The organism is Brucella sp. NBRC 12953 (genome assembly GCF_040369775.1).
Taxonomy (GTDB): Bacteria; Pseudomonadota; Alphaproteobacteria; order Rhizobiales; family Rhizobiaceae; genus Brucella; species Brucella pseudogrignonensis.
The window spans coordinates 414,124-438,537 of record NZ_BAABSV010000001.1 but is presented as its reverse complement, the minus strand read 5'-3'; the positions used below and the strand labels follow the sequence as shown (position 1 = coordinate 438,537).

Here is a 24,414-nt window from a genome sequence, read left to right as displayed (position 1 = left end):
AGGCATTTGCGCTTCGAGACCCGCTTCGTCCCGCCCCGATTAAGCTAAATCGGGTGTATGGTCAAACAATCGTCGGTGTTCTCGCACTGCATAATTGTCAGTCATCCCCGCAAGATAGTCGGCGATGCGGCGCGCGCGCCCTGCATCATCAAGCGTTTCGCAGCCTGATTGCCATTCTGACGGCATGATTGATGGATCACTGAAGCAGATATCGAACAGGTCCTGAACGATCTTGTCTGCAGCGTGCCTGCGAACAACGACGCTGTCATGAAAATAGAGGTTCTTGAACAAAAAGCGTTTCAGGACTTTTTCTTCATCCCGCATCTTATCTGAAAAGCCAACAAGCGCACACGGTTGTGCCTGAACATCCTCAACGCTTTGCGGATTGGCTGCCGCAATACGGCGCTGCGATTCAGCGATTACGTCCTCAACCATGATGGTGATCTGGCGGCGGACCAGTTCGTGACCGGTGCGCACCGCATCAAGCGCTGGATAGCGTGTCCTCACGATATCCAGAAGGCGTTTTGTGAGCGGCACCTCATCAAGCCCCTCCAGCTTAAGCAAACCCGACCGAAGACCATCGTCAATGTCATGAGCGTTATAGGCAATATCGTCGGCAATCGCGGCACATTGCGCTTCAAGGCTCGCAAATCGCGATAATTCGAGATCATAACGTTCGTTGAAATCAAGGATCGGTTGCGGGACCGGCTCATCTGAGTGCGTGGCGAACGGACCAACAAGGGGGCCGTTGTGTTTGACCAGTCCCTCAAGCGTTTCCCAAGAAAGGTTTAATCCGTCAAAATCTGCATAGCGATGTTCAAGCTTGGTCACGATACGCAAAGACTGCGCATTATGATCGAAGCCGCCATAGGCTTTCATACGCTCATTCAGCGCATCTTCGCCGGTATGCCCAAAAGGCGTGTGACCAAAGTCATGCACGAGTGCTACGGCTTCGGCGAGATCTTCATCAAGCCTCAGAGCGCGCGCCAAAGCACGGGCAATCTGCGCCACTTCAATCGTGTGGGTCAGGCGGGTTCGATAATGATCCCCCTCATGGGCGATGAACACCTGTGTCTTATGCTTGAGACGGCGAAAAGCGGTGGAATGGATGATTCTATCGCGATCCCGCTGGAAAGGCGTTCGTGTAGCGCTTTCAGGCTCCGGCACCAGCCGACCTCGGCTCAGCGCAGGATTACTGGCATAGGGCGCTCTTTCGCGATAGCCGAAGCCAATTCCTTCCAGTTGCCCTATTTCTTCAGCGGACATTGCGATGCATTCCTCACTGTAATATGATTACGCAAATATCTTGCGGACATTGACTTCCACACGTTGCGTTCATAGCTATCAGCTAAACATGAAGGCAAGTATGCGTTTGTCGTAAATCCAGACAATTCCAACTCGACACTCGCAATTGCAAGCGGAACAAGGCAGATGACAGACATTACCGTTTCCGAATCCGCAGCCAAGCGGATTGCAAATATTATCGGTTCTGAACCGGGCAAAACTGCACTTCGCGTTTCGGTCGAAGGCGGCGGCTGCTCCGGATTTTCTTACAAGTACGACCTCGTAGACGATCAATCCGACGATGACATTGTTATTGAAAAGCTCGGCGCCAAGGTGCTGATTGATTCAATCTCTGTGCCGTACATGGATGGATCGGAAATCGACTTCGTTGATGATCTGATGGGGCAATCGTTCCAGATACGCAACCCGAACGCGACTGCATCGTGCGGTTGCGGCACAAGCTTCGCGATCTGATCAGACTTTGGAGCGCGTTTCGATCTGATTGAATCAGATTGTCGCTCTAAACACTTGTTTTAACGCGCATCTTTATCCGAAAACCATTACACACTTTTCGGGATGCGCTCTAATTCCTAAGTAAGATTCAGCTGTATAAAGCGGCTCCAGTTGGACTGGAGCCGCTTTATTTTATCAGGCTTTTACCGATGAAACGGTCGCATCAATATGATCGACCAGCGCATCCGGAAGGCCAAGACGACCGGCCAGCATATCGAGATAACCGCGCTCCGCACGGGTGTCCGGATCAATCGTCAGACGGGAAGCAGTATAAAGCTCGACCTTCTGTTCTTCGGTCTGTGCTGCAGCGACCAGCGCATCAATATCAATCGGATCAGCCAATTCTTTCTCGAAGAAGGCTTCAGCCTCATTGTCGAGACCCGAAATCTGCACCTTCTCCATGATATGTGCGCGTTCAGCGTCATCGATATGGCCATCAGCCTTTGCAGCGGCAATCATTGCCTGAATGAGTGTAAGCGCGAAGCTATTGCTCATCGTCGGGGACTGCGGATGAAATGGAGAATCTGCTGGAGGCGGCGGGAGCAGCTCTGGCTCTTTTGCTACAGGCTGTTCAGCGGTCTGTGGCGACTGGCCGGACTTATAATTTTTGTAGGCGAGATAACCAAGGCCCGCGATTGCAGCGATACCGCCCGCAGTTGCCACATTACCTGCAAGCTTACGTCCGGTTTTAGTGCCTAAGATTGCAGCCGCAATCGCCCCCGTAGCCAATGGGTTTTTCTTCGCGAGATCAGTGGCCTGCCCTGCCTTGTCACGAACGCTTCCTGACATGCCCGGTATTTGCGATCCCAGAAACTGATCGAGAAGCTTTTTGGCGTCGAACATTAAAATCTCCTGTTTGGCTACGGTTTCATGGAGATAGGAACGCAAAAGCGGCAATACAAATGGCATTTGAATAATTATCAGACCGAGGCGAAATTCTGTGATGGAGAGTGAGCGGCGCTTGCCCTCGCCTCGTCTTCCGCCTAATCATTTACAGATGAAAATTGCGACATGGAACATTAATGGCGTCAAGGCGCGTATCGAAAACCTCCAGCATTGGCTGAAGGAATCGTCGCCTGACATCGCTTGCCTTCAGGAAATCAAGTCGGTGGACGAACTGTTCCCACGGCTGGAGATTGAAGCGCTCGGCTATCATGTGGAAACGCACGGCCAGAAAGGCTTCAACGGCGTTGCGATTCTGTCCAAGAAGTCGCCTGACGAGGTTAATCGTGGCTTGCCGGGCGACGATAGCGATGAACAAGCGCGCTTTATCGAGGCGGTATTCTCGACAGATAAGGGCGTTCTCCGTGTGGTCTCGCTCTATTTGCCAAACGGCAATCCGATCGACACAGAAAAATTTCCATACAAGCTTTCGTGGATGCAGCGCCTTGAAGCATGGGCCAAAGACAGGCTTGAGCTCGAAGAACCGCTAGTACTTGCCGGTGACTATAACGTTATTCCAGAGCCAAACGATGCGAAGAACCCGCAGCAGTGGCTGGGTGATGCGCTGTTTCAACCTCAATCACGTCAGGCGTTTCGCCGACTTGAAAATCTGGGTTTCACGGAAGCTGTTCGCGCTTCAACTGATGAAGATGGCGTCTATACTTTCTGGGATTATCAGGCGGGAGCCTGGCAGAAAAATAATGGCATTCGCATCGACCATCTGATGCTTTCACCAGAAGCGGCCAACCATTTTGTTGCTGCGGATATAGAGAAGCACGTCAGAGCGTGGGAAAAGCCGTCCGACCATGTTCCGGTCACAGTCACATTGGCGGTGTAATCACACCGCTAGAGTGAATCCCGAAAAGGGCGTAGCGGTTATCGGAACAAGACGCGCGTAAAAACAAATGTATAGAGCATAATTCCTTAAACTTGGATCAGTTCAAGGAATAAAGCATGATTAGTAGTCGCCCTTGACGGCATAGTCGCCTGCGAGAGCAATGGCATTACGGCGATCTGCTTCACCTGCAATTGAGAATGCCTGTTCCTGCATATCGCGGATCCATGTGCAATCTTCCGTGGGGCAGCGTTCAAATGCTGCGGTCAGCATAGCCAGACCACGAACGGTCTTGCCAGCCTGAAACAGCATGTTTCCGAGCATTGCCTGGGCGCTCGCATTGCCCTTTTTGGCAGCCAACTGGAACCAACCAGCAGCCTGAACCGAGTTGCGCTCACCGCCTTCGCCATCCAGGAGCATCTTGCCGAGCTCATACTGGGCAGCCGAATCGCCAAAATTCGACGCTGCCTGCACATAAAGATCGCGAGCAAACTTTGGATTGGACTTCACCGGGGAACCCGGGATGCCTACTTTCACGTAACCAGCAAGCGCGACCAGCGCGTCAGCAACATAAGGCTCATTCTCGGAACCTGGTTCTGCACCGTCACGGACGATCTTTTCAAAAATCTGGTAAGCTTCGTAGTCATTCTCGGCAACACCGTCACCGTCGGCATACATACGAGCCAGTTTCCACTTAGCGCCCTGATGACCGCGTTCAGCAGCATAACGAAGAGCTTTGATGGCTTCGTCCTTATGGCCGCTTTTGTAAGCGGAGAAACCGAATTTGAAGAGCTCAAACGGACTACGTGATTTTTCCGAGTCATCGTTTAAATCAAAAGCCGAAGCGCTGTTGCATACAATGGCCAAGCCAAGTGCCGCAGCGATAAGGGGATATGAAAAACTGCGGATACGCATCACAACGCTGGTCTTTCACATTGGCTGGAAGTTGATGACATAAACGACAGAATGCATTGTCTTTTCGTCAACACTGAGACCCGATTTTGACGGAAAAAAGCTCGGCTATTGTGCGCATAAGAAAAAGAAGCTGAGGCAGTCTTTCCACTGCTCGAAAACGGATCGTTATATAACAATGCGCCTTGCTTCATTTTTCGCCTGTCCTGAGGGAACCAAAGTTTCCCAGAAGTGTTTAATAGCTTTTGCCTTTCCTATCCGGTGACGTGCCTTTGTGGCGGGAAATGGGCAAAATGTGTGTCCCGTCTTTTTAGACTAAAGCAATGGTAAAGACTGTTGCTGAATCAACACAAAACCGCTCTGAGTTGATCCCAATAAGTTGCCGTGCATCTTCAATCCAAAATACGCTGAACTTCGCAAAAAGCTGCAGATGCGTTAAGTGTGGGGCGCGATTGGGGGCATGAAACAATGAACAAAAGGCAGCGCTATTATAAGCGGCCATATCAACCAAGAAGCCGAAAAAAGGGTGGAGGATTTGGCGGCATCCTCTTAACTTTACTAATCTTTTTAATTCTTGGGCCCGTCATTGTTTCCCTACCGGTTAACCGACAGCCGCGGGAATCTGCGACAGGATCAGTTTATGTCATTGATGGCGATACAGTCATACTGAATAAGGTACATATCCGCCTTCTCGGTATCGACGCACCTGAGATGGAGCAGACCTGTCGGATCGAAGGCAGTGACTATGCCTGCGGTCGAGATGCCCGCGATGCGCTGAAAATCAGAATCGGCAAAGCCGCGATTCGGTGTGAAAAAGAAGGCTTTGATAAATATGGTCGAGATCTCGGACGTTGCTATCTGGGTGACACGGATCTCAACCAGTGGATGGTGGAACAAGGCTGGGCGGTTTCCTATGGCGACTATCGCAGCGCTGAAGCTTCCGCCCGTCGCGAGAAACGCGGAATATGGGCTGGCAGCTTTGAAATGCCCTTTCAATGGCGCAGAGAACACCAAAAGCCGAATGCTGAACCCGAAACAGGCCATGAGGCACCATCAACCGATGTAATCAGCGGCACCATCATCTATATCAAAGATCGGCTATTTTCGTTTATTAATTCACTCTGATGCGGAGCGGCACTGCGATAATGAAAAATCTGGACGAGCTCAGACACTCGATCCAGGCGTGTCGTATTTGTCGTGACACGCCTCAATATCTGCCGCCTTTGCCGCACGAACCCAATCCCGTCTGCATCATATCGGATACCGCACGCATCGCCATTTGCGGACAGGCGCCGGGTATTCGCGTGCATAACAGCTCCCTGCCCTTCAACGACCCATCAGGTGACCGTCTGCGGCAATGGCTCGGTACCACACGAGAAGAGTTTTACGACCCCGCACGTTTTGCGATTGTGCCAATGGGCTTCTGCTTTCCAGGCTATGACAAACATGGCGGAGATCTTCCTCCACGCCGAGAGTGCCGGCAGACGTGGCATGACCGCGTATTTGCCGCCATGCCGCAACTGGAGTTCATTCTCGTCGTCGGGCAATACGCCCTTGCCTATCATTTGCCTGAATGGCGCAAAACCAGCCTCACCGAAACGGTTCAGAACTGGCGCAGCTTCATGGAAACTCCAAATGCCGACGGCCGAACGGCTCTACCTCTGCCGCATCCGTCGTGGCGCAACAGTGGCTGGCTTAAACGAAATCCGTGGTTTGATGCGGAAACCGTACCAGCTCTTCAGCAGAAAATACGCAAACTCATTGATCCCGGAAAATAATTTTTAGAACTTCAGTTCTCAATGGAATTTTTTTCCTGTAAATTCGGGCGAATGCAAACGATAAGGTATGAAGTTTCACTCATCCGGACACTTCGGGAAACGATTTCTAATACCGGGATTAAAAACGTATGGACAGGCTCGATAGAAAAATACTGCGCTTACTGCAGGAAGACGCAACTTTGGCGGTCGCTGATGTCGCCAAAAAGGTTGGCCTATCCACGACCCCTTGCTGGCGCCGCATCCAGAAACTTGAGGAAGACGGCGTCATTAAACGCCGTGTCGCCATTCTCGACCCAGTGCGTGTCAACACGCGCGTAACGGTCTTCGTCTCTGTCCGCACCAGCTCGCACAGCAATGAATGGCTCAAGCGCTTCTCGGAAGTGGTTCAGGAATTTCCTGAAGTTATCGAGTTTTACCGCATGAGCGGTGACGTTGATTATCTTCTGCGCGTGGCGGTACCGGACATTGCTGCATATGATGCATTCTACAAGCGTCTGATCGGTAAGATCGAAATTCGTGACGTCTCTTCGTCGTTCGCGATGGAGCAAATCAAGTACACGACTGAGCTGCCGCTCGACTACATGGTGCTCGATAAAGAGAGCAATTAAACGCTTATAGCCACAAAAAAGCCCGGAAAACTCCGGGCTTTTTTGTGTTCATTTTGTGGAACTTGTGACACCAGCTTGTTCAAATGTTGCCATTCCACTATGGCAAAGCGCTGCGGCTTTGACGATCCCTGCAGCCAATGCAGCACCAGTACCTTCGCCAAGACGCATCCCAAGATCGAGAAGTGACTTTTTGCCCATTTTCTCCAGGAGCAGCCTGTGGCCCGGTTCAGCAGATACATGGCCGAACAGGCAATGGTCGACAGCCGTTGGATTTGCTGCATAAAGTACTGCTGCTGCGGCACTTGCGACAAAACCATCGACGATAACCGGAATTTTCTCCATGCGTGCAGCAAGGATTGCGCCTGCCATAGCAGCGATTTCGCGGCCACCCAGACGGCGCAGCACTTCCAGCGGGTCTTTGAGGTGATCCTGATGAAGATTGACCGCTGCACGAACAGCAGCAAGTTTGCGTTGCAGAAGCTCACCAGTTGAACCTGTGCCCGGCCCGACCCAATCCTCAGCAGTGCCGCCGAAAAGCGCCAGAGAAATTGCAGCGGCAATCGTGGTGTTGCCGATCCCCATTTCACCGATGCAAAGAAGATCCGTCCCGCCCGCGATGCCTTCCATGCCAAATGCCATGGTAGCTGCACAGGTGCGTTCGTCCATTGCAGCTTCTTCAGTGATATCGCCGGTCGGATGCTCCAGTGCGAGATCGAAAACCTTCAGGCCAAGATCATGTGCAATGCAGATCTGATTGATTGCTGCACCGCCTGCCGCAAAATTCTCCACCATCTGCGCAGTAACGCTTGATGGAAATGGCGTGATGTTCTTGGCAGTTACGCCGTGGTTGCCAGCAAAAACTGCGACCAGCGGACGATTGATCTGCGGTATGGACTTGCCGGTCCATGCAGCCAGCCAAGCAACAATTTCTTCAAGCTGCCCAAGCGAGCCAGCAGGCTTGGTCAGAGTGGCGTCTCGTGCTCGTACAGCTGCTTCGGCACCAAGATCAGGCCCCGGCAGATTGCGGATGAGTTCGCGAAAATCGTCAAAAGGAAGGCCACTGGCGCTCATATCGTCTAGTCCAATCAATCAATGGAGGATGCAAAACTGTTGTGCTCGTCCTATAAGCACTTAATCAAATTTTCAAATCACCTCTTTGCGCCAAGCCTTATTGGCCGCAAATATTCGACCCAGTCGACGTTGTAGTTTTAAAGCGGAGCAAATAGTTGCAGCGAAATAGCTTTATAAGAGACACATTTCGTTCTCTGGGCTTTCTTAGCCGTTTGCCATTGCCTCAAAACTGGCTGACCACAACTGAAGATAGCATGGGCGATTCGCTCCGGAAAAGCTTGCGCGCGTTTCCTTTGGCTGGCGCTGTTCTTGGCCTTTTGGCAGGTATCGCCCTTCTGGTTTCAGATCATCTCGGCCTGCCTTCGGTTGTTTCGGGCCTAATCGCCGTTGGCGCACTGGCCGCCATGACCGGCGCACTGCACGAAGACGGGCTGGGTGATACAGCGGACGGCTTTTTTGGCTCATCCAACCCAGAACGTCGCCTCGACATCATGAAGGACTCACGCATTGGGACCTTTGCAGCACTGACACTCATCATCTGGACAGGCCTCAAGTTGGCACTGCTGGCCGCTATCATCGATCGCGCAGGTCCGTGCTATGCAACACTTGCGCTGATCGGTGCAGAAGCTGCAAGCCGCGCTGCCATGCTCTCGCTTTGGTATGGGTTGCCATCCGCACGCCCCGGTGGACTCGCCGATAACCTTGGGCAACCAAGCTGGGAAACCCTCGTCTGCGCCTGCTCGCTGGGCCTTGGCATCCTTATTGTGACGGCTATTCCGGTCGCCGGTCTTGCAGGTTTTATCAAAGCACTGCTCTTCAGCATTGTATTGATCTTCGGCTTTGCAAAGCTCTGCACTGCGAAAATTGGCGGGCAAACAGGTGATACACTGGGTGCCGCTCAACAGATTGGCGTTGTTGCAGTGCTGCTTGGCCTTGTCAGCGCGCTTTGAGGCAACCACATTCATTTCATGAACACGGCAACAATCGAATCGCCATGTATTCTGGTATGCGTAATCGACAGTCGGACAGGATACTGTCTCGGCTGCGCCCGCACACTCGATGAAATTGCCGAGTGGTCCTCCATGGGCCAAGACGAACGGCGAGCAATCATGACGCTTTTACCGACGCGACATGAAAGACTGGAAAAGAAGGAAGGCTGATGGGGCGTTTGTTCTGGATTGTGATTGCAGCCATTGCAGTCGTTATTTTGCTATTGATGGCCAATAATGACAGCGGCACAACGCTTGGCATTGCTAATGACGCCTTCGGTCAAGCCGCCTATATGGGCATATGGGGTGTTGTGCTTGCAGCTGGTCTGCTCGGCTCCGGTATCAAACTTACCGACTTCGTGCGCAACATGGCTGTTTGGGCTGTCATTATTCTCGGTCTCGTTGCAGCCTATCAATATCGCTATGAGCTTCAGGATGTTGGAAGCCGCATAACAGCTGGCCTTATTCCAGGCAGCCCGATTTCTGGTCGTGCATCTGATGGATCACTGACAGTCACACTGGCAAAATCCGCTAACGGACATTTTGAAGTCAATGGCCGCGTCAACGATGCCCGCGTGCATTTCCTTGTCGATACGGGCGCATCGTCAGTGGTGCTTTCCAAGGAAGATGCTGAGCGGGCAGGTATCGACACATCGTCCCTTGCCTATAATGTGCCGATCAATACGGCTAACGGCAGAGCGACTGCAGCCAGCATCACAATCGCGACCCTACAGATCGGCGACATTCAGCGGCACAATATTCGTGCGATGGTGACACAGGAAGGTTTAATGACCGGCAGCCTGCTCGGCATGAACTTCCTGCAGACCCTTGGTGGTTTCAGCGTTCGCGGCGACCAGCTGATCATGATGGATTAGAGCGCGTTTCGATCTGAATGAATCAAATCAGCGCTCTAATCAGGCTGCTTCGTTGCACGCTTCGATGACGGACGCATAAGCCTGACGCAACACATCGCTGTTTGCACCGGGTTTGGTCGCATCGGTCGATAATATTTGGCGCCAACGACGTGCACCGGGTTGCCCCATGAACAGGCCAACCATATGGCGACCTATATGCGAAAGCCTGCCTCCATCGGCAATATGCCGGTCGACATATTCGCACATGGCTTCAATAACTTCCGCGATGTCTTTCGGCTTTTCGGCGCTACCATAGATGAGCTGGTCAACGTCAGCCAGAAGCACCGGATTATGATAAGCGGCACGCCCCAACATGACGCCATCTACATGGTTGAGATGCAAAGCAGCTTCTTCCAGAGTGCCTATACCGCCATTGATGCCCACAAACGGCGTGTTGAGGCGCTGCTTGAGGCGATAAACACGGTCATAATCAAGTGGCGGAATATCGCGGTTTTCTTTCGGTGACAGGCCTTTCAACCATGCTTTGCGGGCATGAACCCAAAGCGCATCTGCGCCCGCTTGAAGCACCTGATCTGAAACGGCATCAAGTGCAGCTTCTGGATCCTGGTCATCAACGCCAATCCGGCACTTCACCGTGACCGGCACAGAAACAACCTCTTTCATGGCCGCAACGCAACGCGCAACGACATCGGGTGTCTGCATCAGGCAGGCGCCGAACGTTCCCGATTGAACGCGATCAGACGGACATCCGACATTCAGATTGATTTCGTCGTAACCGAAACCTTCGCCGATGCGTGCCGCTTCCTGCAATTTTACGGGATCAGAGCCACCGAGCTGCAAAGCAATAGGATGCTCGGTATTATCAAAACCCATGAGACGGTCGCGCGGGCCGTGGATCGCGGCGTCAGCCACAACCATTTCCGTATAAAGCAGCGCATGTTTGGAAAACAGGCGATGAAAATAGCGACAATGCCTGTCCGACCAGTCGAGCATTGGCGCGACGGAAAACCGATAATCCGGATAGTTGCGATTTTTATCTGTTATTTCAGTCATTTAAACAACAATCCTGAGAATGCGATTCACGCCGCTATTCGTTCTCGTCTTTTAGAGGTGGTGTCAGGTGGCGCAAAAAGCCACAAAGATGGCAAATGATCAAGTTTTGTCGCCAGATCCAGCACTCTCAATATAGGTGGCGCATCTGATTTTTCATACTCACGCTATGACAAACGCGATTCATCCGTCGAATACTGTGACTTTGCTCGCATTTCCGCATTATGATCTCTGGCGAACAAACCCACCCGATTCTTGGCCCACAATTGGCATGAAATTCCGAGGACCTTATTTTGACCGATCTGTCCCCCTTCGATAAGCCGTTCGACGCCTTTCTGTTTGATATGGACGGCACTGTGCTTAGCTCTATTGCTGCAACCGAGCGCGTCTGGGGCCAATGGGCCATCCGTCATGGCATTGATCCGGTAACATTTGTTCCAACAATTCATGGCGTGCGTGCGGTCGATACTGTCCGTCGGCTCGGCTTGCCACATCTTGATCCAGATACGGAAGCTAAAATCCTGCTTGATGCGGAAATGGCAGATCTTGATGGTATCGTCGCGATTGAAGGCGTGCTGGACTTCCTGAACTCGCTACCCGAAGACCGCTGGGCAATCGTAACCTCTGCGCCAATCGAGCTGGCTCGCCGTCGCCTTCAGGCTGCTGGCCTTCCAATGCCAAAAACAATCGTCTCCGCGGAAGATGTTCAGCGCGGAAAGCCAAGCCCTGAATGCTTCCAGCTGGGTGCCAAGCGGCTTGGCTTCGATCCGCACAATTGTCTTGTGTTTGAAGATGCGCCTGCGGGCATTGTTGCCGGCGAAACTGCTGGCGCACGCGTCGTTGTCGTGACTGCCACACATCCGCATTCACCAGAAACATCGCATAAGAGCATCAACAGCTATAAAGAGTTGAAGCTGTCAGTAGATGATGAAACAGGAATACTTTCGCTGGCAGACGCCACTATTTGATATGATGAGAATGGCGCGTTAAGAGCGACCTTTGTGCGCCCAACAGGGCGCACGGCTCTCTAGAGCATTTCCTGTTTTGATTGAACCATTGGAAATGCTCTATCCATTTGTTTTTACGCGCATCTCGTTCCGAAAACCGCTTCGCACGTTTCGGGATGCGCTCTAGATCACGCGCCGTCCTTCACGCCAAACAGTACGGATGATCGGCACATGCTCGGCAATCTGCACACGCACCAGATCGCCACGCTTACCAATAGCAATTTCGCCTCGGTCCTGAAGACCAACGGCCTTCGCGGGGTTGCTTGAAACGAATTTGATTGCTTGTGGGAGCGTGATTGCATCCATCACGTCAGCCATGAAAAACGCCGATTGCATCATGCTTGCCGGAATATAATCCGAAGAAATGATGTCGAGATGACCCGCTTCGGCCAGTTCTCGCGCCGAAACATTGCCGGAATGCGAACCGCCACGCACCACGTTTGGCGCGCCCATCAGAACAGACATCCCGGATTCTTTCGATGCCTTTGCGGCCAGATGCGTGGTCGGAAACTCAGCCACGCGAATGCCCTGCTCCGTTGCTTCTGCAACATGATCCACTGTTGCATCGTCATGGCTGGCAAGGACAATGCCACGTTCCGTGCAGGCATTGGCAATCGCTTTGCGCGTCGATGCCGAATATTGCTGCGATTGCCCCATGCGCTTTTCGCAATAGCGAATGAACTCTTCTTCCGAGACCTTGAGCTTACTCATGTAATAAGATTTGTAGGTCTCGATATCCGTGAACTGGCGTTGTCCGGGTGCATGATCCATCAGCGACACAAGCTTGACCAGTGGGTGAACGCCAAAGCGCTCGAATGCGCTCAAACAATCAGGCGCTGAAACCTCGCAGCGCAAATGCAGAAAATGATCCGCACGCAAGCGCCCCGCTTCCCGACCTTCAGCAATTGCCGAAGATAGCTTGCGCATATCATCGATACCCGTCTGCGCCTCCTGATCAAAGCCGATCCGTAATGCATCGAAAACGGTCGTAATACCGGAAGCCGCAATCTGAGCATCGTGGGCCTGAACTGCTGCAATCGGGTTCCAACGCACCTTCGGGCGCGGTGCATAATGGCCTTCCAAATGGTCGGTGTGCAATTCCACCAGACCGGGTGTCAGATAATCGCCTTCCATATCTTCGCCAGATACGGACGAACCAGACGTGATATCGACAATAATGCCATCAACGATTTTAACGGTGCCGATGATAACTTCATCAGGCAACACGATATTTGCATTTTTAAGAACTGTTTCCGTCGTCATTCTTCAAGGCCTCCCCACGGCCCGCGAAGACCGTTTCGACACCTTATTACCACCCGTCAGCGGATGCAGCGAATGAATCTCGAACGGTGCACCTTTTTCTGGTTCAACGAACAAAGCCAGATTGGCTACCTCGACCTGATCCTCCAGCACGGGTGCAAAAAAATCGTCGAGCGTGCGCTCCACCTGTGAGCGCTGCTTCTCATCCACCGGACCGGTGAGCGTCATATGAAAGCGGAACTCGTCGAACACATAAGGGTAGCCCCAACGGTCAAGATTCTGCCGCTGCGCTTCGCTCAGACGCTCTGGACGGCGTTTGGCGATTTCCGCGTCACGCAAAGGCGCACGAAAACGATCAAATGAGACTACGATGTCATTGGCGAGCTGATTGAGCTCCGCAACCGGTTCTTCAGGCACAAGTGCGAAGAACGGTCCAATGCCCTGCAGTTTCAAACGTGGGATAATAAACGGTGCGCTTGATGACGCAAAATACATCAGCGCCGAAAGCAGATCGCTCTCCTGATATGCCTCATCCAGCCGGAAAGGCGCTTTCAGCGTCCCATGAAAACCATAACGACGCGGCTCTTCGGTCAATGCTGCGACATCTTCTGCGGCGAGAGTGCGAATCGCCGGAACCTTTACCGCCTCACCGCTAAACGCGCTGCGCCCAAGCCAGTTTGCAGCCACTTTAAGAAGCGCATCGCCCGACGGCGGCGTGAAATAAATCGCGTAACGCATAGTGATTCCTCTTTTGGCGCGATGCTTACACGCGGAATGTGGCAAGTCGATAAAGGGTGGATGACATCGGGATTTTACATCACGGCAAATTGGTATAGGCCTACGTCCGGTTAAAAATGAGGAGATGACTATGGGTGGTTTTGCGTCGATCGGTGAGTGCATGATCGAGCTTTCAGGCAATGATGGCGATCAATGGCGCATGGGATATGCCGGCGACACGCTGAATACGGCCTGGTACATGCGCGCTCTGACCGAGCAATCATACCCCGTGGACTACGTCAGTGCCTTCGGTGAGGACGATTTCTCGCAGAAGCAACGGGCATTCCTTGCTTCCAATGGCATTGGCATTGCGCAAAGCCCGGTCATTCAGGGCGTACACCCCGGGCTTTATGCGATCACACTCAATGGTGCGGAGCGCTCATTTACCTATTGGCGTAGCGATGCCGCTGCAAAGCGCCTTGCAAGCGACCGTCAGGCGCTGAAGGCCAGCCTTGCCGGGCGCGACATGATTTATTTCTCCGGCATTTCGGTAGCAATTGTGTTTGCAGAACACCGGGAAACGCTTTTTGAAACCCTGCGCGAATGCCGCGCGGAAGGCGCGCTTATTGCTTTTGACCCCAATTTCCGTCACCAGCTTTGGCCAGATCGGGAAGAAGCGAAAAAGATCATCAGCGAAGCAATGACGATCGCGGATATTGCCCTGCCGACCTTCCCCGACGAACAGGCACTATTTGGCGATGAAACCGCTCAAGCCTGCGCTGATCGGTTGATCGGATTGGGTGTGAAGGAAATCGTGGTCAAAGACGGCACCGAACCTGCGCTCATCATTGCCGATGGCAGACAAACGCTTGTTCCGTCGGTGAAAGCCAATGCCGTTGATACGACAGGCGCTGGCGACAGCTTTAACGGCGGTTATCTTGCTGCACGCCTCGAAGGCCTGTCACCTGTCGATGCTGCCCACAAAGCCCACGCAGTTGCGGCTCGGGTCGTTGAAATCCGCGGCGCGCTTGCTCCCATGGAAACAGCGCGCGCCGCTTATTCAGCGTGATTTAATCCCGCGAAAAAGTGAAATGGCTTGTCTGGGCGTAAACTTCGCCCGGACGGAGAATTGCCTGCGGCACGTATGGATATTCGAGAGAACCGGGCCAGACCTGCGGCTCAAGGCAAAAACCTGCATGTTTGCCGTAAGGCTTTCCGGTCAGGCCAATGCAATCATTCGCCATCGTATTGCCCGCGTAGAACTGAACACCGGGTTCTGTCGTCTCGATATCAAGCCTAATCCCTGAGCGAGCTCCTTTAACGGAAGCGCATGGCCGTAACGGGCCGCGCGCAGCCGTCATGCAGAAATTGCTGTCATACTCGACCTGTTTGCCGTCCTCTTCGAAACGGATAGGGCGGAAATCCCGGAAATCATAAGCCGTTCCTTTGACCGGCAAAACACGCCCATCAGGAATCAGTGCCTCATCGACCGGCATATAGGCATCAGCCTCAATCTTGAGCTGGTGATCGAGAATATCGCCTTCGCCGCCGTCGTCGAGGTTGAAATAGCTATGATGCAAGAGATTGCAGACTGTTGGCTTATCGGTCACTGCTTCCAAACGCACAATCAATGTGCCTTTTGCGTTGAGCATATAAGTGCAGCTCACGTTGAGATTACCCGGAAAACCCATCTCGCCATCGGCCGCAAGCGTCGCAAGTGTCACGAACTCAGCACCTGAGCCGGTGATTTTCCAGACACGATTTCCGAGACCTTTGCTGCCACCATGCAGATTGTGGATTCCCTGAAAATTCGGCTCTACCTCATAGACCTTTCCGTCGAGCACAAAGCGCGCATTGCGGATGCGGTTGGAAAAACGGCCGGCAATCGAGCCTAAATGGGGCGAATGCGCCGGGTAATCCGCAAAGTCACGATAACCTATGACCAAAGGAGCATCATGCCCTTCCATGCGGAGATCCTGTATGGATGCGCCCCATGTAATGATTTTTGCTTCAAGTGGACCGTTTGCGATCGTAAGCCGATGAACCGCCTGCCCGTCCGGTGCATTTCCGAAAATTTCCGATGTCACTTTGTTCGCCCGTTTTGATGCATTTATGAGAGCCGCATCAAGCCGTATCATTCGAGCCTGCGCAAGAGGCATTCGCAGCAACACTGCCCCTTGGAATGCATTTTGATCTGAGTGCATCAAATCAGCGCGTTATACCAAGGGCGTCTCAAGATGCTGGCGCTATCCACGCCTTGAAAAAATTCAATCGCCACTCGGGGTTAAACATCTCTATTTGAAGAATAATCTTATCGATACCCGCTTCACCAGGATCAAATTACGACCCGATTTTATTCGGGAATACAGAAACAAATAAATATTATTCCGTCACATGATAGTTTAAACTAACCATATTAAAAATACTTACTTTATCTTCATTATATAAATTAGGAATTTTAGCAATGAAGGAAAATTTCCAAAAAGTTATACCCTATATTTTTAGTGAAGAAGGTGGCTATGTTGACAATCCTCGTGATCCCGGCGGCGCCACGAATATGGGAATTACTCTGTCTACACTTTCCGCATGGGAAGGCCATACAGTTTCGGCTGCCGACGTGAAGAGCCTTTCAAGCTCGACCACAACGAAAATCTACCAACAGCAATTCTGGAACAAGATCGACGGTGACAGTCTTCCGTCAGGTATTGATTATGCTGTGTTCGACTTTGCTGTGAACTCCGGCCCCGGAAGAGCTGCCAAAACATTGCAGGCCACCCTCAACATGCCCCAGGATGGGGTCATTGGCGTCAAAACGATTTCCGCCCTTTCCGGCCGCTCTCCCGAGGCGGTTATCAATGCGCTTTGCGATGCTCGTGCCGCCTGGCTTAAAGGATTGTCCACAGCTTCGACATTTGGCGCGGGCTGGCTGGCCCGGGTTGAACGGGTTCGGTCACGCGCATTGATGCTGGCAGCGACACCAACCGTAACAGAATTTGCAAAACCGAATGCCAACGCTTCACCCAAAGCAAAGCAATGTGATACGGCAGTTAAGACTGTGCTTAAACATCCGGAAGCACTGGGAACTCTGGGAAGTGCGGCATCAGGTCTCGCAGCCATTGCTTCCGGCAATGGACCGGTACAATATGCGCTCGCGATTGTAATGCTTGCCTGTACTGCGGTCGGGCTTTGGTACTTCATAAAGCGAGTAAGAAGCGAACCGTGAACAACTCTTTTCCAACAATATTTCAAAAATTTGTAATTCGCTTTATGTTGCGCTTCGCGTAGCAGGCACCTTATATGCGCAATTAACGCTCTGGCTATTGTGAAAGCAATATGACTTTCCCTATCGCCGGAAACACGCTAGACACGCGCAGATACTCAGACGCATGCCTGTTGAGGCATCGCCAAGAATAAAGGAATCGAAACTTGTCCTCTACTTTTGACAAAGTCGCCGACATCATCGCCGAAACCAGCGAAATCGACCGTGACACCATCACGCCGGATAGCCATACCATCGACGATCTTGGCATTGACAGCCTCGACTTCCTCGACATCGTATTCGCTATCGACAAAGCTTTCGGCATCAAGATTCCGCTGGAACAGTGGACGCAGGAAGTGAACGAAGGCAAGGCTCCGACCGAAGAATACTTCGTTCTGAAGAACCTCTGCGCCAAGATTGACGAGCTGGTCGCAGCCAAGAAGGGCTGAACAGCCACGCAAGCTGACGGTATTGAAGGGTGAACATCCGTGTTCGCCCTGATTCCGTTTCTGGAACAAGCAAGCATTCTTGAGCACAGCATTTACGGGCAGACCGAACCATGCAGAGCAATAAAGTCGTCATAACCGGCATTGGCATCATCTCCTCGCTAGGCGAAGGACTGGATGCGCATTGGAACGCTTTCTCCAAGGCAGGTACTGAACCTCGCCTCGAAAAAGAAAACTTTGCGCCTTACACAGTTCATCCGCTTGGCGAAGTCGACTGGGGTTTGCAAATCCCCAAGCGTGGCGACCAGCGCCAGATGGAGACATGGCAGCGACTTGGAACCTATGCGGCAGGCCTGGCGCTTGACGATGCAGGTATTAAAGACGACGAAGCGCTTTGCGCAAGCATGGATATGATCGTGGGTGCCGGTGGCGGCGAGCGCGACATTACTGTCGATATGCAGATCCTCGAAGAAGGTCGCACCAGCAACAATCGCAGTGTGATGCTCAACGAAAAGCTGTCGACGGAGCTGCGCCCTACCCTGTTTCTTGCCCAGCTTTCCAATCTGCTGGCAGGCAACATTTCCATCGTCCATAAAGTGACTGGTTCTTCCCGTACCTTCATGGGCGAAGAAGGCTCCGGCATCGCGGCGATTGAAACAGCTGCTGCACGTATTCGTTCAGGCCAGAGCACCCATGCGCTGGTCGGCGGCTCTTATAATTCTGAACATTTCGACATGATTCTCGGTCACGAGCTTGGTGGTTTGCTCAAGCACGACGGCTGGGCATCGCTCTGGGAACGTGAAGGCAGCGCCGGTGGCGGCATGATTTCCGGCTCTGGCGGTGTTTTCCTCGTGCTCGAAAGCGCAGACCATGCGCAAAAACGCGGTGCACGCGCCTATGCAGAGATTGCCAGCATCGAAAGCGCGCAGATCCGCCGCGATGCTGCTGATCTTGCCAAAACCGTGCATGAATTGGTGCTCGCAGCCAATGGCGGCGCAGAGCCTGGCTATGTTGTCTCCGGCGCTTCCGGCGCACATGAAGCAACGGCCGCTGAAAAAGCAGCTCTTGAAGGCGTTTCAGCCGCATATCGCGGCGTTGCAAGCCTGACCGGCCACCTGCGCGAAGCGCAGTTCCCGCTGGCCTTGGCACTTGCAGCCATTTCGGTCTGGAAGGGCGAAGCGTTTGCTCCATCGGGCCCATCTGAGAAGGCCGTAGACGGAGCCGTCAGTGAAGCCATCGTCACCACCATTGGCGCAACACGCGCCGAAGGTGCTGCAAAGCTGGTGAGAGCATAAGATGACCAAATATACAGACCATCTCGGCCGCCCCATTGTTGCAATTACCGGTGCAGGTGTTGTTTCCTCCCTTGGACAGGGCAAGGAAGACAACTGGGCTGCACTGACCGGTGGACGTTCCGGCATTCATAAAATCACACGCTTCCCGTCCGATAATCTCAACACGCGCTTTGCGGGTACTGTTGATTTTCTGCCTGAAAGCGAAGTTGGTGCATCACCTCTTTCGGAAGCGCTTGCACGGCTTGCCGGTGAAGAAGCCCTCGCCCAGTCCGGTCTTTCAGTGACCAATTTTGGCGGACCGCTTTTCCTCGCAGCTCCTCCGGTTGAACTCGACTGGAAAAGCCGCTTTGCACTCGATGCCAGCATCAAGGATGAAGGCCCCGCAAGCTATCAGCTTCTGCTAGAAGCTTGCCGCCGTGCCCGTCAGGATGCCCTCTTCAATACGACGCAGTTCGGTTACATTGCCGAGCGTCTGTCTGAGGCTTTTGGCACACGCGGCCTGCCAGTGACACTGTCGACCGCATGTGCTTCGGGCGCAACCGCGATTCAGCTTGGCGTTGAAGCCATTCGTCGCGGCGAAAGTGATCGTGTTCTCTCAATCGGCACCGACGGATCGGTCTCGGCTGAAGCTCTGATCCGTTTCTCGCTGCTATCGGCGCTGTCTACCCAGAATGACAAGCCGGAAAAGGCATCCAAGCCGTTCTCCAAGGATCGTGACGGCTTTGCCATGGCTGAAGGCTCCGGCGCTCTGGTTATGGAATCGCTTGAAAGCGCCATCGCACGCGGTGCAAAGGTGCTCGGCATTCTCGCTGGTTGCGGTGAAAAGGCTGATGATTTCCATCGCACCCGCTCCAAGCCGGATGCCTCACCGGCAATCGGCACGGTACGCGCAGCACTTGCAGATGCGGGACTGACCGAAGATCAGCTTTCCTATGTCAATGCTCACGGCACTTCGACACCTGAAAATGACAAGATGGAATATCTTGCCCTTTCAACCGTGTTTGGTGAGCAGCTTTCTTCGATTCCTGTTTCGTCCAACAAGTCGATGATCGGTCACACACTGACCGCCGCTGGTGCAATTGAAGCCGTATTCTCGCTGCTGACGATTGAAACCGGCACATTGCCTCCGACCATCAATTACGACAATCCAGATCCGGCAATTCCGCTGGATGTCGTGCCAAATGTTAAGCGTGATGGACAGGTTTCTGCCGTGCTTTCCAACTCATTTGGCTTTGGTGGACAGAACACGAGCCTTGTTTTGACGGCAAATCCGAATTAATCGGATCTGCAGTTATATATTCTCGGTAATCCCGGACAGCGAAACGCTGCCCGGGATTATGTCTTGAAAAGGATAAATTCATGCGCGCCCTACAGCTCCTCGACGATCGTCGCCTTGAAATGACCGATATTGCTCCGCCAGCCGCGCCCGGCAATGGCGAAGTTACGGTCCGTATCAAGGCCGTCGCACTCAACCATATCGACGTATGGGGCTGGCGCGGCATGGCATTTGCCAAGCGTAAGATGCCACTGGTCATCGGTGCGGAAGCTTCCGGCGTTGTCGATGCAATCGGACCCGGCGTGTCGAATGTTCTGCCAGGCCAGCTAGTTTCGATCTATGGCGCACGCACCTGTGGTCTTTGCAAAGCCTGCCGCGAAGGTCGCGACAATCTGTGTGAACACGTAGGCGGCGTTCATGGCTTCCATCTCGATGGCTTTGCCTGTGAAGCCGTCAATCTGCCAGCACGTCTGCTCGTTCCAGCACCTCCCGGCGTTGACGCCATTGGTGCAGCAGTCGCTCCCGTTACCTTTGGTACGGTCGAGCATATGCTGTTTGACAATGCGAAACTCCAGCCGGGCGAAACCGTTCTGGTTCAGGCTGGCGGTTCCGGCATTGGTTCGGCTGCGATCCAGCTTGCCAAGAAGATGGGCTGCACCGTCATCACCACGGTTGGCTCCGACGACAAGATCGAAAAGGCCAAGGCACTGGGTGCCGATCACGTCATCAACTACCGCGTTGACCGCTTTGAAGGTGTTGTGCGTAAGCTCACCAAAAAGAAGGGCGTTGACGTTGTGTTTGAGCATGTTGGTGCCGACACATGGGCAGGCTCAATGCTCTGCATGAAGCGCGGTGCGCGTCTCGTCACTTGTGGTTCGACCTCCGGTGTTTCAACCAATATGAACCTGATGCAGCTCTTCCAGCAGCAGCTTAAAATCCTCGGCTCCTTCGGTTGCCGCATGGAAAACATGGCTGATGCGATGCAGAAAATGGCGCAGGGCGTTGTTCATCCAGTGATCGACACCATTGTCGGCTTTGACGACATCGGTACGGCTCTCAAGCGCATGGAAGGCCGCGACGTGTTCGGCAAGATCGTGTTGCAGATCGACTAAGCCTTTATGTTCAAGATTAAGCTTCTTCTCTTCAAATGGTCGCGTAAGCTCAAGCAGTTCAACTACTGGCTTTGGGCGCAGGCCGTCTTTATGGCTCTGGCTCTGCTGCGTCTCCTGCCTGCGAAAAGCGCAATCCGCTTTTCCGCATGGTTCGCGCGCAAGGTGGGACCGCTGACGCCACGGCACAAGGTTGCAACCAACAATCTGCGCCTTGCCTATCCTGAGAAGAGCGATGCTGAAATTGAAAAGATCGCCGTCGAAATGTGGGATTCGATGGCGCGTCTTTTCGCGGAATACATCTTCCTCGATGCGATTTTCGATTTTGATCCCAATGCGACCGAGCCAGGCCTGATCGAAGTTGACGGCATCCCGATTTTCGAGCGTCTGCGTGACGAGACAAAGCCGCATATCTTCTTCACCGCGCATACCGGCAATTTCGAGCTTCTGCCGATCTGTGCCGGTACGTTTGGTCTTGATGTGACGGCCCTCTTCCGTCCGCCGAACAATCCCTATATTGCGAAGACCGTTCTCAAAGCACGCAAAACAAATATGGGCCATCTGGTGCCATCAAAGGCCGGTGCCGCTTGGTCGCTGGCGCGGGTTCTGGATGCTGGCGGTAATGTCGGAATGCTGGTTGACCAGAAGTTCCAGCGTGGCGTTCCCTCAACCTTCTTTGATCGCCCGGTAAAAACCAATCCGCTGCTCGCCAAACTCGCGCGACAGTATGATTGCGATGTTTATCCGGCACGCTGTATCCGCCTGCCTGGCGGTCGATATCGGCTTGAGCTGAAAGAGCGCATGGAGCTGCCACGCGACGAAAAAGGCGAGATCGATATCGCCGCGACCGCGCAGCTTCTCAACGACACCGTTGAGGAATGGGTGCGCGAATATCCTGGCCAGTGGATGTGGTTCCACAAGCGTTGGGGCTAGAGACTCAATATCTGCGTTCGGTCAAAACTGGCCGGACGCATTTTTATTTTATGATGTGAAAACATCCTGCAAGGGAGACAACCATGCGTCCTATCGCTATCGCCCCATCCATCCTTTCCGCCGACTTTGCGCGTCTGGGAGAAGAAGTCGATGCCGTGCTTGAAGCCGGTGCCGACTGGATTCACATCGACGTCATGGATGGTCATTTCGTGCCGAACATCACGTTCGGTCCGCAGGTAGTGAAAGCAATTCGTCCACGCACCAAGGCTTTCTTCGACACGCATCTGATGATCGCGCCTTGCGATCCATATCTTGAACCATTTGCGGATGCTGGCTGCGATCTCATTACAATCCACGCAGAAGCTGGCGCACATACACACCGCTCGCTCCAGAGCATCCGCGCTTTGGGCAAAAAGTCTGGTCTGGCGCTCAATCCAGCAACCCCTGTCGAAGCATTGACGAACGTCATTGATGACGTTGATCTCGTTCTCGTCATGACGGTCAATCCGGGCTTTGGCGGCCAGAAGTTCATTGCGCCGATGCTCGACAAAATCAGCCAAGTGCGTGAGATGATTGGCGACCGCCCAATCGATATCGAAGTGGATGGCGGCATCACGCCTGAGACTGCCGGATCGGTTGTTGCAGCCGGTGCAAACATTCTCGTTGCGGGTTCTGCCGTTTACAAAGGCAACTCGGTTGAGAGCTATGCCGCTAACATCAAAGCCATTCGCGAAGCAGCAGAAGCTGCACGATAAACTGAAGCCACTTTTCCGGGGGAGTGCGTTGAGCTGAGCATCAGGCTCTGCTAAACACCGCGCATTCCCTTTACCCAAGACCTGCAGCCCGGCAGACGGGCCGCCAAAACAGGATATGCCCATGATCCCGCGCTATTCCCGACCAGAAATGGTCGCCATCTGGTCTCCCGAAACCAAATTCCGCATCTGGTTCGAAATTGAGGCCTATGCATGTGAGGCGCTTGCCGAACTCGGCGTAATCCCGAAAGAAGCCGCAAAGACCATCTGGGAAAAGGGTGATGCCGCCAAGTTCGACGTTGCGCGCATCGACGAAATCGAAGCTGTCACCAAACATGACGTCATCGCGTTCCTGACGCATCTGGCAGAATTCATCGGCCCAGACAGCCGCTTCGTGCATCAGGGCATGACCTCGTCGGACGTTCTCGACACGACGCTGAATGTGCAGCTGGTCCGCGCAGCTGATCTGCTTCTCGCAGACATGGACCGTGTGCTTGCAGCGCTTAAGAAGCGCGCATTTGAACACAAGGATACCGTTCGTATCGGCCGTAGCCATGGCATTCATGCCGAACCAACCACAATGGGTCTGACTTTCGCACGTTTCTACGCCGAAATGGAACGTAATCGCGCGCGTCTCGTTGCAGCACGCGCAGAAATCGCGACAGGCGCTGTATCGGGCGCTGTTGGCACCTTTGCCAATATCGACCCACGCGTTGAAGAATATGTCTGCGAAAAGCTCGGTCTCGAAGCAGAGCCAGTTTCAACGCAGGTTATTCCACGCGACCGTCACGCCATGTTCTTTGCAACGCTTGGCGTTATAGCTTCGTCGATTGAGAACGTAGCCATCGAAATTCGCCACATGCAGCGCACGGAAGTTCTGGAAGCTGAAGAGTTCTTCTCGCCCGGCCAGAAAGGCTCGTCGGCGATGCCGCACAAGCGTAACCCTGTTCTGACCGAAAACCTGACCGGCCTCGCCCGTCTGGTTCGCATGTCGGTTGTGCCTGCGATGGAAAACGTCGCTCTCTGGCATGAACGCGATATTTCGCATTCGAGCGTTGAACGCGCAATTGGCCCAGACACCACCATCACGCTCGACTTCGCGCTGAACCGTCTGGCTGGCGTTGTAGAGAAGCTGGTGATCTACCCGGAAAACATGCTGAAAAACATGAACAAGTTCCGTGGTCTTGTGCATTCGCAGCGCGTTCTGCTCGCACTCACACAGGCTGGTGTTTCGCGTGAAGATTCCTACCGCCTCGTGCAGCGCAATGCCATGAAGGTCTGGGAACAGGGTGCAGACTTCCTCGAAGAACTGCTCGGTGACGCGGAAGTGCGTGCAGCACTTTCCGAAGAACAGATCCGCGAAAAGTTCGATCTTGGCTACCACACCAAGCATGTTGATACGATCTTCAAGCGCGTTTTCGGCTGAGATTTAGGCTCTGGCGGCCTGCAAATCGCGTGAATTTTTTAAAACCGCATAATTTTCTCCGAAAAGTCTGCAACTTT

The 24,414-nt window shown here is 53.2% G+C and carries 26 protein-coding genes; 18 read left to right on the top strand and 8 right to left on the bottom strand.

The genetic code is table 11. The features are described from left to right. Positions 1-39: 39 nt before the first annotated feature. On the bottom strand, positions 40-1,266 hold the full coding sequence (locus tag ABWV94_RS02210) for a deoxyguanosinetriphosphate triphosphohydrolase (protein WP_113498641.1): 1,227 nt from the start codon (positions 1,264-1,266) through the stop codon (positions 40-42). Between the two features lie 165 nt (positions 1,267-1,431). On the opposite strand from ABWV94_RS02210, the gene erpA reads away from it, so the two are divergent. Next, the gene (gene erpA / locus ABWV94_RS02205; RefSeq protein ID WP_113498639.1) at positions 1,432-1,758 is read left to right on the top strand and encodes an iron-sulfur cluster insertion protein ErpA; all 327 of its coding nucleotides are present in this window, start codon (positions 1,432-1,434) and stop codon (positions 1,756-1,758) included. Positions 1,759-1,932: 174 nt separating this feature from the next. On the opposite strand, the gene ABWV94_RS02200 is transcribed toward erpA, so the two are convergent. After that, positions 1,933-2,640, bottom strand: coding sequence for a tellurite resistance TerB family protein (locus ABWV94_RS02200; protein ID WP_007874669.1), 708 nt, complete (start codon positions 2,638-2,640; stop codon positions 1,933-1,935). Positions 2,641-2,794: 154 nt separating this feature from the next. Between ABWV94_RS02200 and xth the strand changes: the two genes are divergently transcribed. Then, a complete protein-coding gene (gene xth, locus ABWV94_RS02195) occupies positions 2,795-3,577 on the top strand; it encodes an exodeoxyribonuclease III (RefSeq protein WP_007874667.1) in 783 nt (260 codons plus the stop codon). 120 nt (positions 3,578-3,697) lie between these two features. Here the strand turns inward: xth and ABWV94_RS02190 are convergent, their stop codons facing one another. Continuing rightward, the gene (locus ABWV94_RS02190; protein WP_007874666.1) at positions 3,698-4,489 is read right to left on the bottom strand and encodes a tetratricopeptide repeat protein; all 792 of its coding nucleotides are present in this window, start codon (positions 4,487-4,489) and stop codon (positions 3,698-3,700) included. Between the two features lie 465 nt (positions 4,490-4,954). Between ABWV94_RS02190 and ABWV94_RS02185 the strand changes: the two genes are divergently transcribed. The 3 genes from ABWV94_RS02185 (at position 4,955) to ABWV94_RS02175 (ending at position 6,872) form a co-directional block, all read left to right on the top strand. Next, complete coding sequence (locus ABWV94_RS02185; RefSeq protein WP_113498637.1) at positions 4,955-5,611, top strand: thermonuclease family protein; 657 nt, start codon at positions 4,955-4,957, stop codon at positions 5,609-5,611. 20 nt (positions 5,612-5,631) lie between these two features. Continuing rightward, positions 5,632-6,264 carry a uracil-DNA glycosylase family protein gene (locus ABWV94_RS02180; RefSeq protein ID WP_113498635.1) on the top strand — a complete coding sequence of 211 codons (633 nt, stop codon included), beginning with the start codon at positions 5,632-5,634 and terminating at the stop codon, positions 6,262-6,264. 128 nt (positions 6,265-6,392) lie between these two features. Continuing rightward, the gene (locus ABWV94_RS02175) at positions 6,393-6,872 is read left to right on the top strand and encodes an Lrp/AsnC family transcriptional regulator (protein WP_007874663.1); all 480 of its coding nucleotides are present in this window, start codon (positions 6,393-6,395) and stop codon (positions 6,870-6,872) included. Between the two features lie 48 nt (positions 6,873-6,920). Here ABWV94_RS02175 and cobT read toward each other — a convergent pair whose 3' ends face one another. After that, on the bottom strand, positions 6,921-7,943 hold the full coding sequence (cobT, locus tag ABWV94_RS02170; protein WP_353412547.1) for a nicotinate-nucleotide--dimethylbenzimidazole phosphoribosyltransferase: 1,023 nt from the start codon (positions 7,941-7,943) through the stop codon (positions 6,921-6,923). A 155-nt stretch (positions 7,944-8,098) separates the two neighbouring features. On the opposite strand from cobT, the gene ABWV94_RS02165 reads away from it, so the two are divergent. From ABWV94_RS02165 to ABWV94_RS02155, 3 genes are read left to right on the top strand one after another with little or no spacing between them, the layout of a single operon-like run. Next, entirely contained in the window at positions 8,099-8,893 is a 795-nt protein-coding gene (locus tag ABWV94_RS02165) for an adenosylcobinamide-GDP ribazoletransferase (RefSeq protein WP_113498631.1), read from the top strand. A gap of 18 nt (positions 8,894-8,911) precedes the next feature. Then, entirely contained in the window at positions 8,912-9,103 is a 192-nt protein-coding gene (locus ABWV94_RS02160) for a DUF1289 domain-containing protein (protein WP_113498629.1), read from the top strand. Then, the gene (locus ABWV94_RS02155) at positions 9,103-9,807 is read left to right on the top strand and encodes a TIGR02281 family clan AA aspartic protease (protein ID WP_079211785.1); all 705 of its coding nucleotides are present in this window, start codon (positions 9,103-9,105) and stop codon (positions 9,805-9,807) included. Before ABWV94_RS02160 ends, ABWV94_RS02155 begins: the two co-directional genes overlap by 1 nt. 39 nt (positions 9,808-9,846) lie before the next feature. Here ABWV94_RS02155 and dusA read toward each other — a convergent pair whose 3' ends face one another. Next, on the bottom strand, positions 9,847-10,860 hold the full coding sequence (dusA, locus tag ABWV94_RS02150) for a tRNA dihydrouridine(20/20a) synthase DusA (RefSeq protein ID WP_113498627.1): 1,014 nt from the start codon (positions 10,858-10,860) through the stop codon (positions 9,847-9,849). Positions 10,861-11,150: 290 nt separating this feature from the next. On the opposite strand from dusA, the gene ABWV94_RS02145 reads away from it, so the two are divergent. Further along, on the top strand, positions 11,151-11,825 hold the full coding sequence (locus tag ABWV94_RS02145; protein WP_113498625.1) for an HAD family hydrolase: 675 nt from the start codon (positions 11,151-11,153) through the stop codon (positions 11,823-11,825). A gap of 162 nt (positions 11,826-11,987) precedes the next feature. On the opposite strand, the gene ABWV94_RS02140 is transcribed toward ABWV94_RS02145, so the two are convergent. Together ABWV94_RS02140 and ABWV94_RS02135 are read right to left on the bottom strand one after the other, a co-directional pair. After that, positions 11,988-13,127, bottom strand: a complete 1,140-nt coding sequence (locus ABWV94_RS02140) for an alpha-D-ribose 1-methylphosphonate 5-triphosphate diphosphatase (protein WP_064320500.1) — start codon at positions 13,125-13,127, stop codon at positions 11,988-11,990. Between the two features lie 3 nt (positions 13,128-13,130). Beyond that, the gene (locus ABWV94_RS02135; protein ID WP_113498621.1) at positions 13,131-13,862 is read right to left on the bottom strand and encodes a DUF1045 domain-containing protein; all 732 of its coding nucleotides are present in this window, start codon (positions 13,860-13,862) and stop codon (positions 13,131-13,133) included. A gap of 130 nt (positions 13,863-13,992) precedes the next feature. Here ABWV94_RS02135 and ABWV94_RS02130 point away from each other — a divergent pair, with 130 nt between their 5' ends. Then, the gene (locus tag ABWV94_RS02130; protein WP_113498619.1) at positions 13,993-14,910 is read left to right on the top strand and encodes a sugar kinase; all 918 of its coding nucleotides are present in this window, start codon (positions 13,993-13,995) and stop codon (positions 14,908-14,910) included. Between the two features lies 1 nt (position 14,911). On the opposite strand, the gene ABWV94_RS02125 is transcribed toward ABWV94_RS02130, so the two are convergent. Beyond that, positions 14,912-15,928 carry an aldose epimerase family protein gene (locus ABWV94_RS02125; protein WP_113498871.1) on the bottom strand — a complete coding sequence of 339 codons (1,017 nt, stop codon included), beginning with the start codon at positions 15,926-15,928 and terminating at the stop codon, positions 14,912-14,914. A gap of 377 nt (positions 15,929-16,305) precedes the next feature. On the opposite strand from ABWV94_RS02125, the gene ABWV94_RS02120 reads away from it, so the two are divergent. The 8 genes from ABWV94_RS02120 (at position 16,306) to purB (ending at position 24,337) form a co-directional block, all read left to right on the top strand. Next, entirely contained in the window at positions 16,306-17,064 is a 759-nt protein-coding gene (locus ABWV94_RS02120) for a glycoside hydrolase family 108 protein (protein ID WP_113498617.1), read from the top strand. Between the two features lie 203 nt (positions 17,065-17,267). Beyond that, entirely contained in the window at positions 17,268-17,549 is a 282-nt protein-coding gene (locus ABWV94_RS02115) for an acyl carrier protein (protein WP_007874646.1), read from the top strand. 110 nt (positions 17,550-17,659) lie between these two features. Beyond that, positions 17,660-18,841 (top strand): beta-ketoacyl-ACP synthase, encoded by a 1,182-nt coding sequence (locus ABWV94_RS02110; RefSeq protein WP_113498615.1) that lies wholly within the window; start codon positions 17,660-17,662, stop codon positions 18,839-18,841. A 1-nt stretch (position 18,842) separates the two neighbouring features. Continuing rightward, entirely contained in the window at positions 18,843-20,120 is a 1,278-nt protein-coding gene (locus ABWV94_RS02105) for a beta-ketoacyl-ACP synthase (protein ID WP_113498613.1), read from the top strand. A gap of 80 nt (positions 20,121-20,200) precedes the next feature. After that, positions 20,201-21,229 carry a zinc-binding dehydrogenase gene (locus ABWV94_RS02100; protein WP_079211781.1) on the top strand — a complete coding sequence of 343 codons (1,029 nt, stop codon included), beginning with the start codon at positions 20,201-20,203 and terminating at the stop codon, positions 21,227-21,229. A gap of 6 nt (positions 21,230-21,235) precedes the next feature. Continuing rightward, positions 21,236-22,159, top strand: a complete 924-nt coding sequence (locus ABWV94_RS02095) for a lipid A biosynthesis lauroyl acyltransferase (protein ID WP_113498611.1) — start codon at positions 21,236-21,238, stop codon at positions 22,157-22,159. Positions 22,160-22,242: 83 nt separating this feature from the next. Beyond that, positions 22,243-22,914, top strand: a complete 672-nt coding sequence (rpe, locus tag ABWV94_RS02090) for a ribulose-phosphate 3-epimerase (RefSeq protein WP_079211780.1) — start codon at positions 22,243-22,245, stop codon at positions 22,912-22,914. A gap of 121 nt (positions 22,915-23,035) precedes the next feature. After that, complete coding sequence (gene purB / locus ABWV94_RS02085) at positions 23,036-24,337, top strand: adenylosuccinate lyase (RefSeq protein WP_007874633.1); 1,302 nt, start codon at positions 23,036-23,038, stop codon at positions 24,335-24,337. The last annotated feature ends 77 nt before the right edge of the window (positions 24,338-24,414 follow it).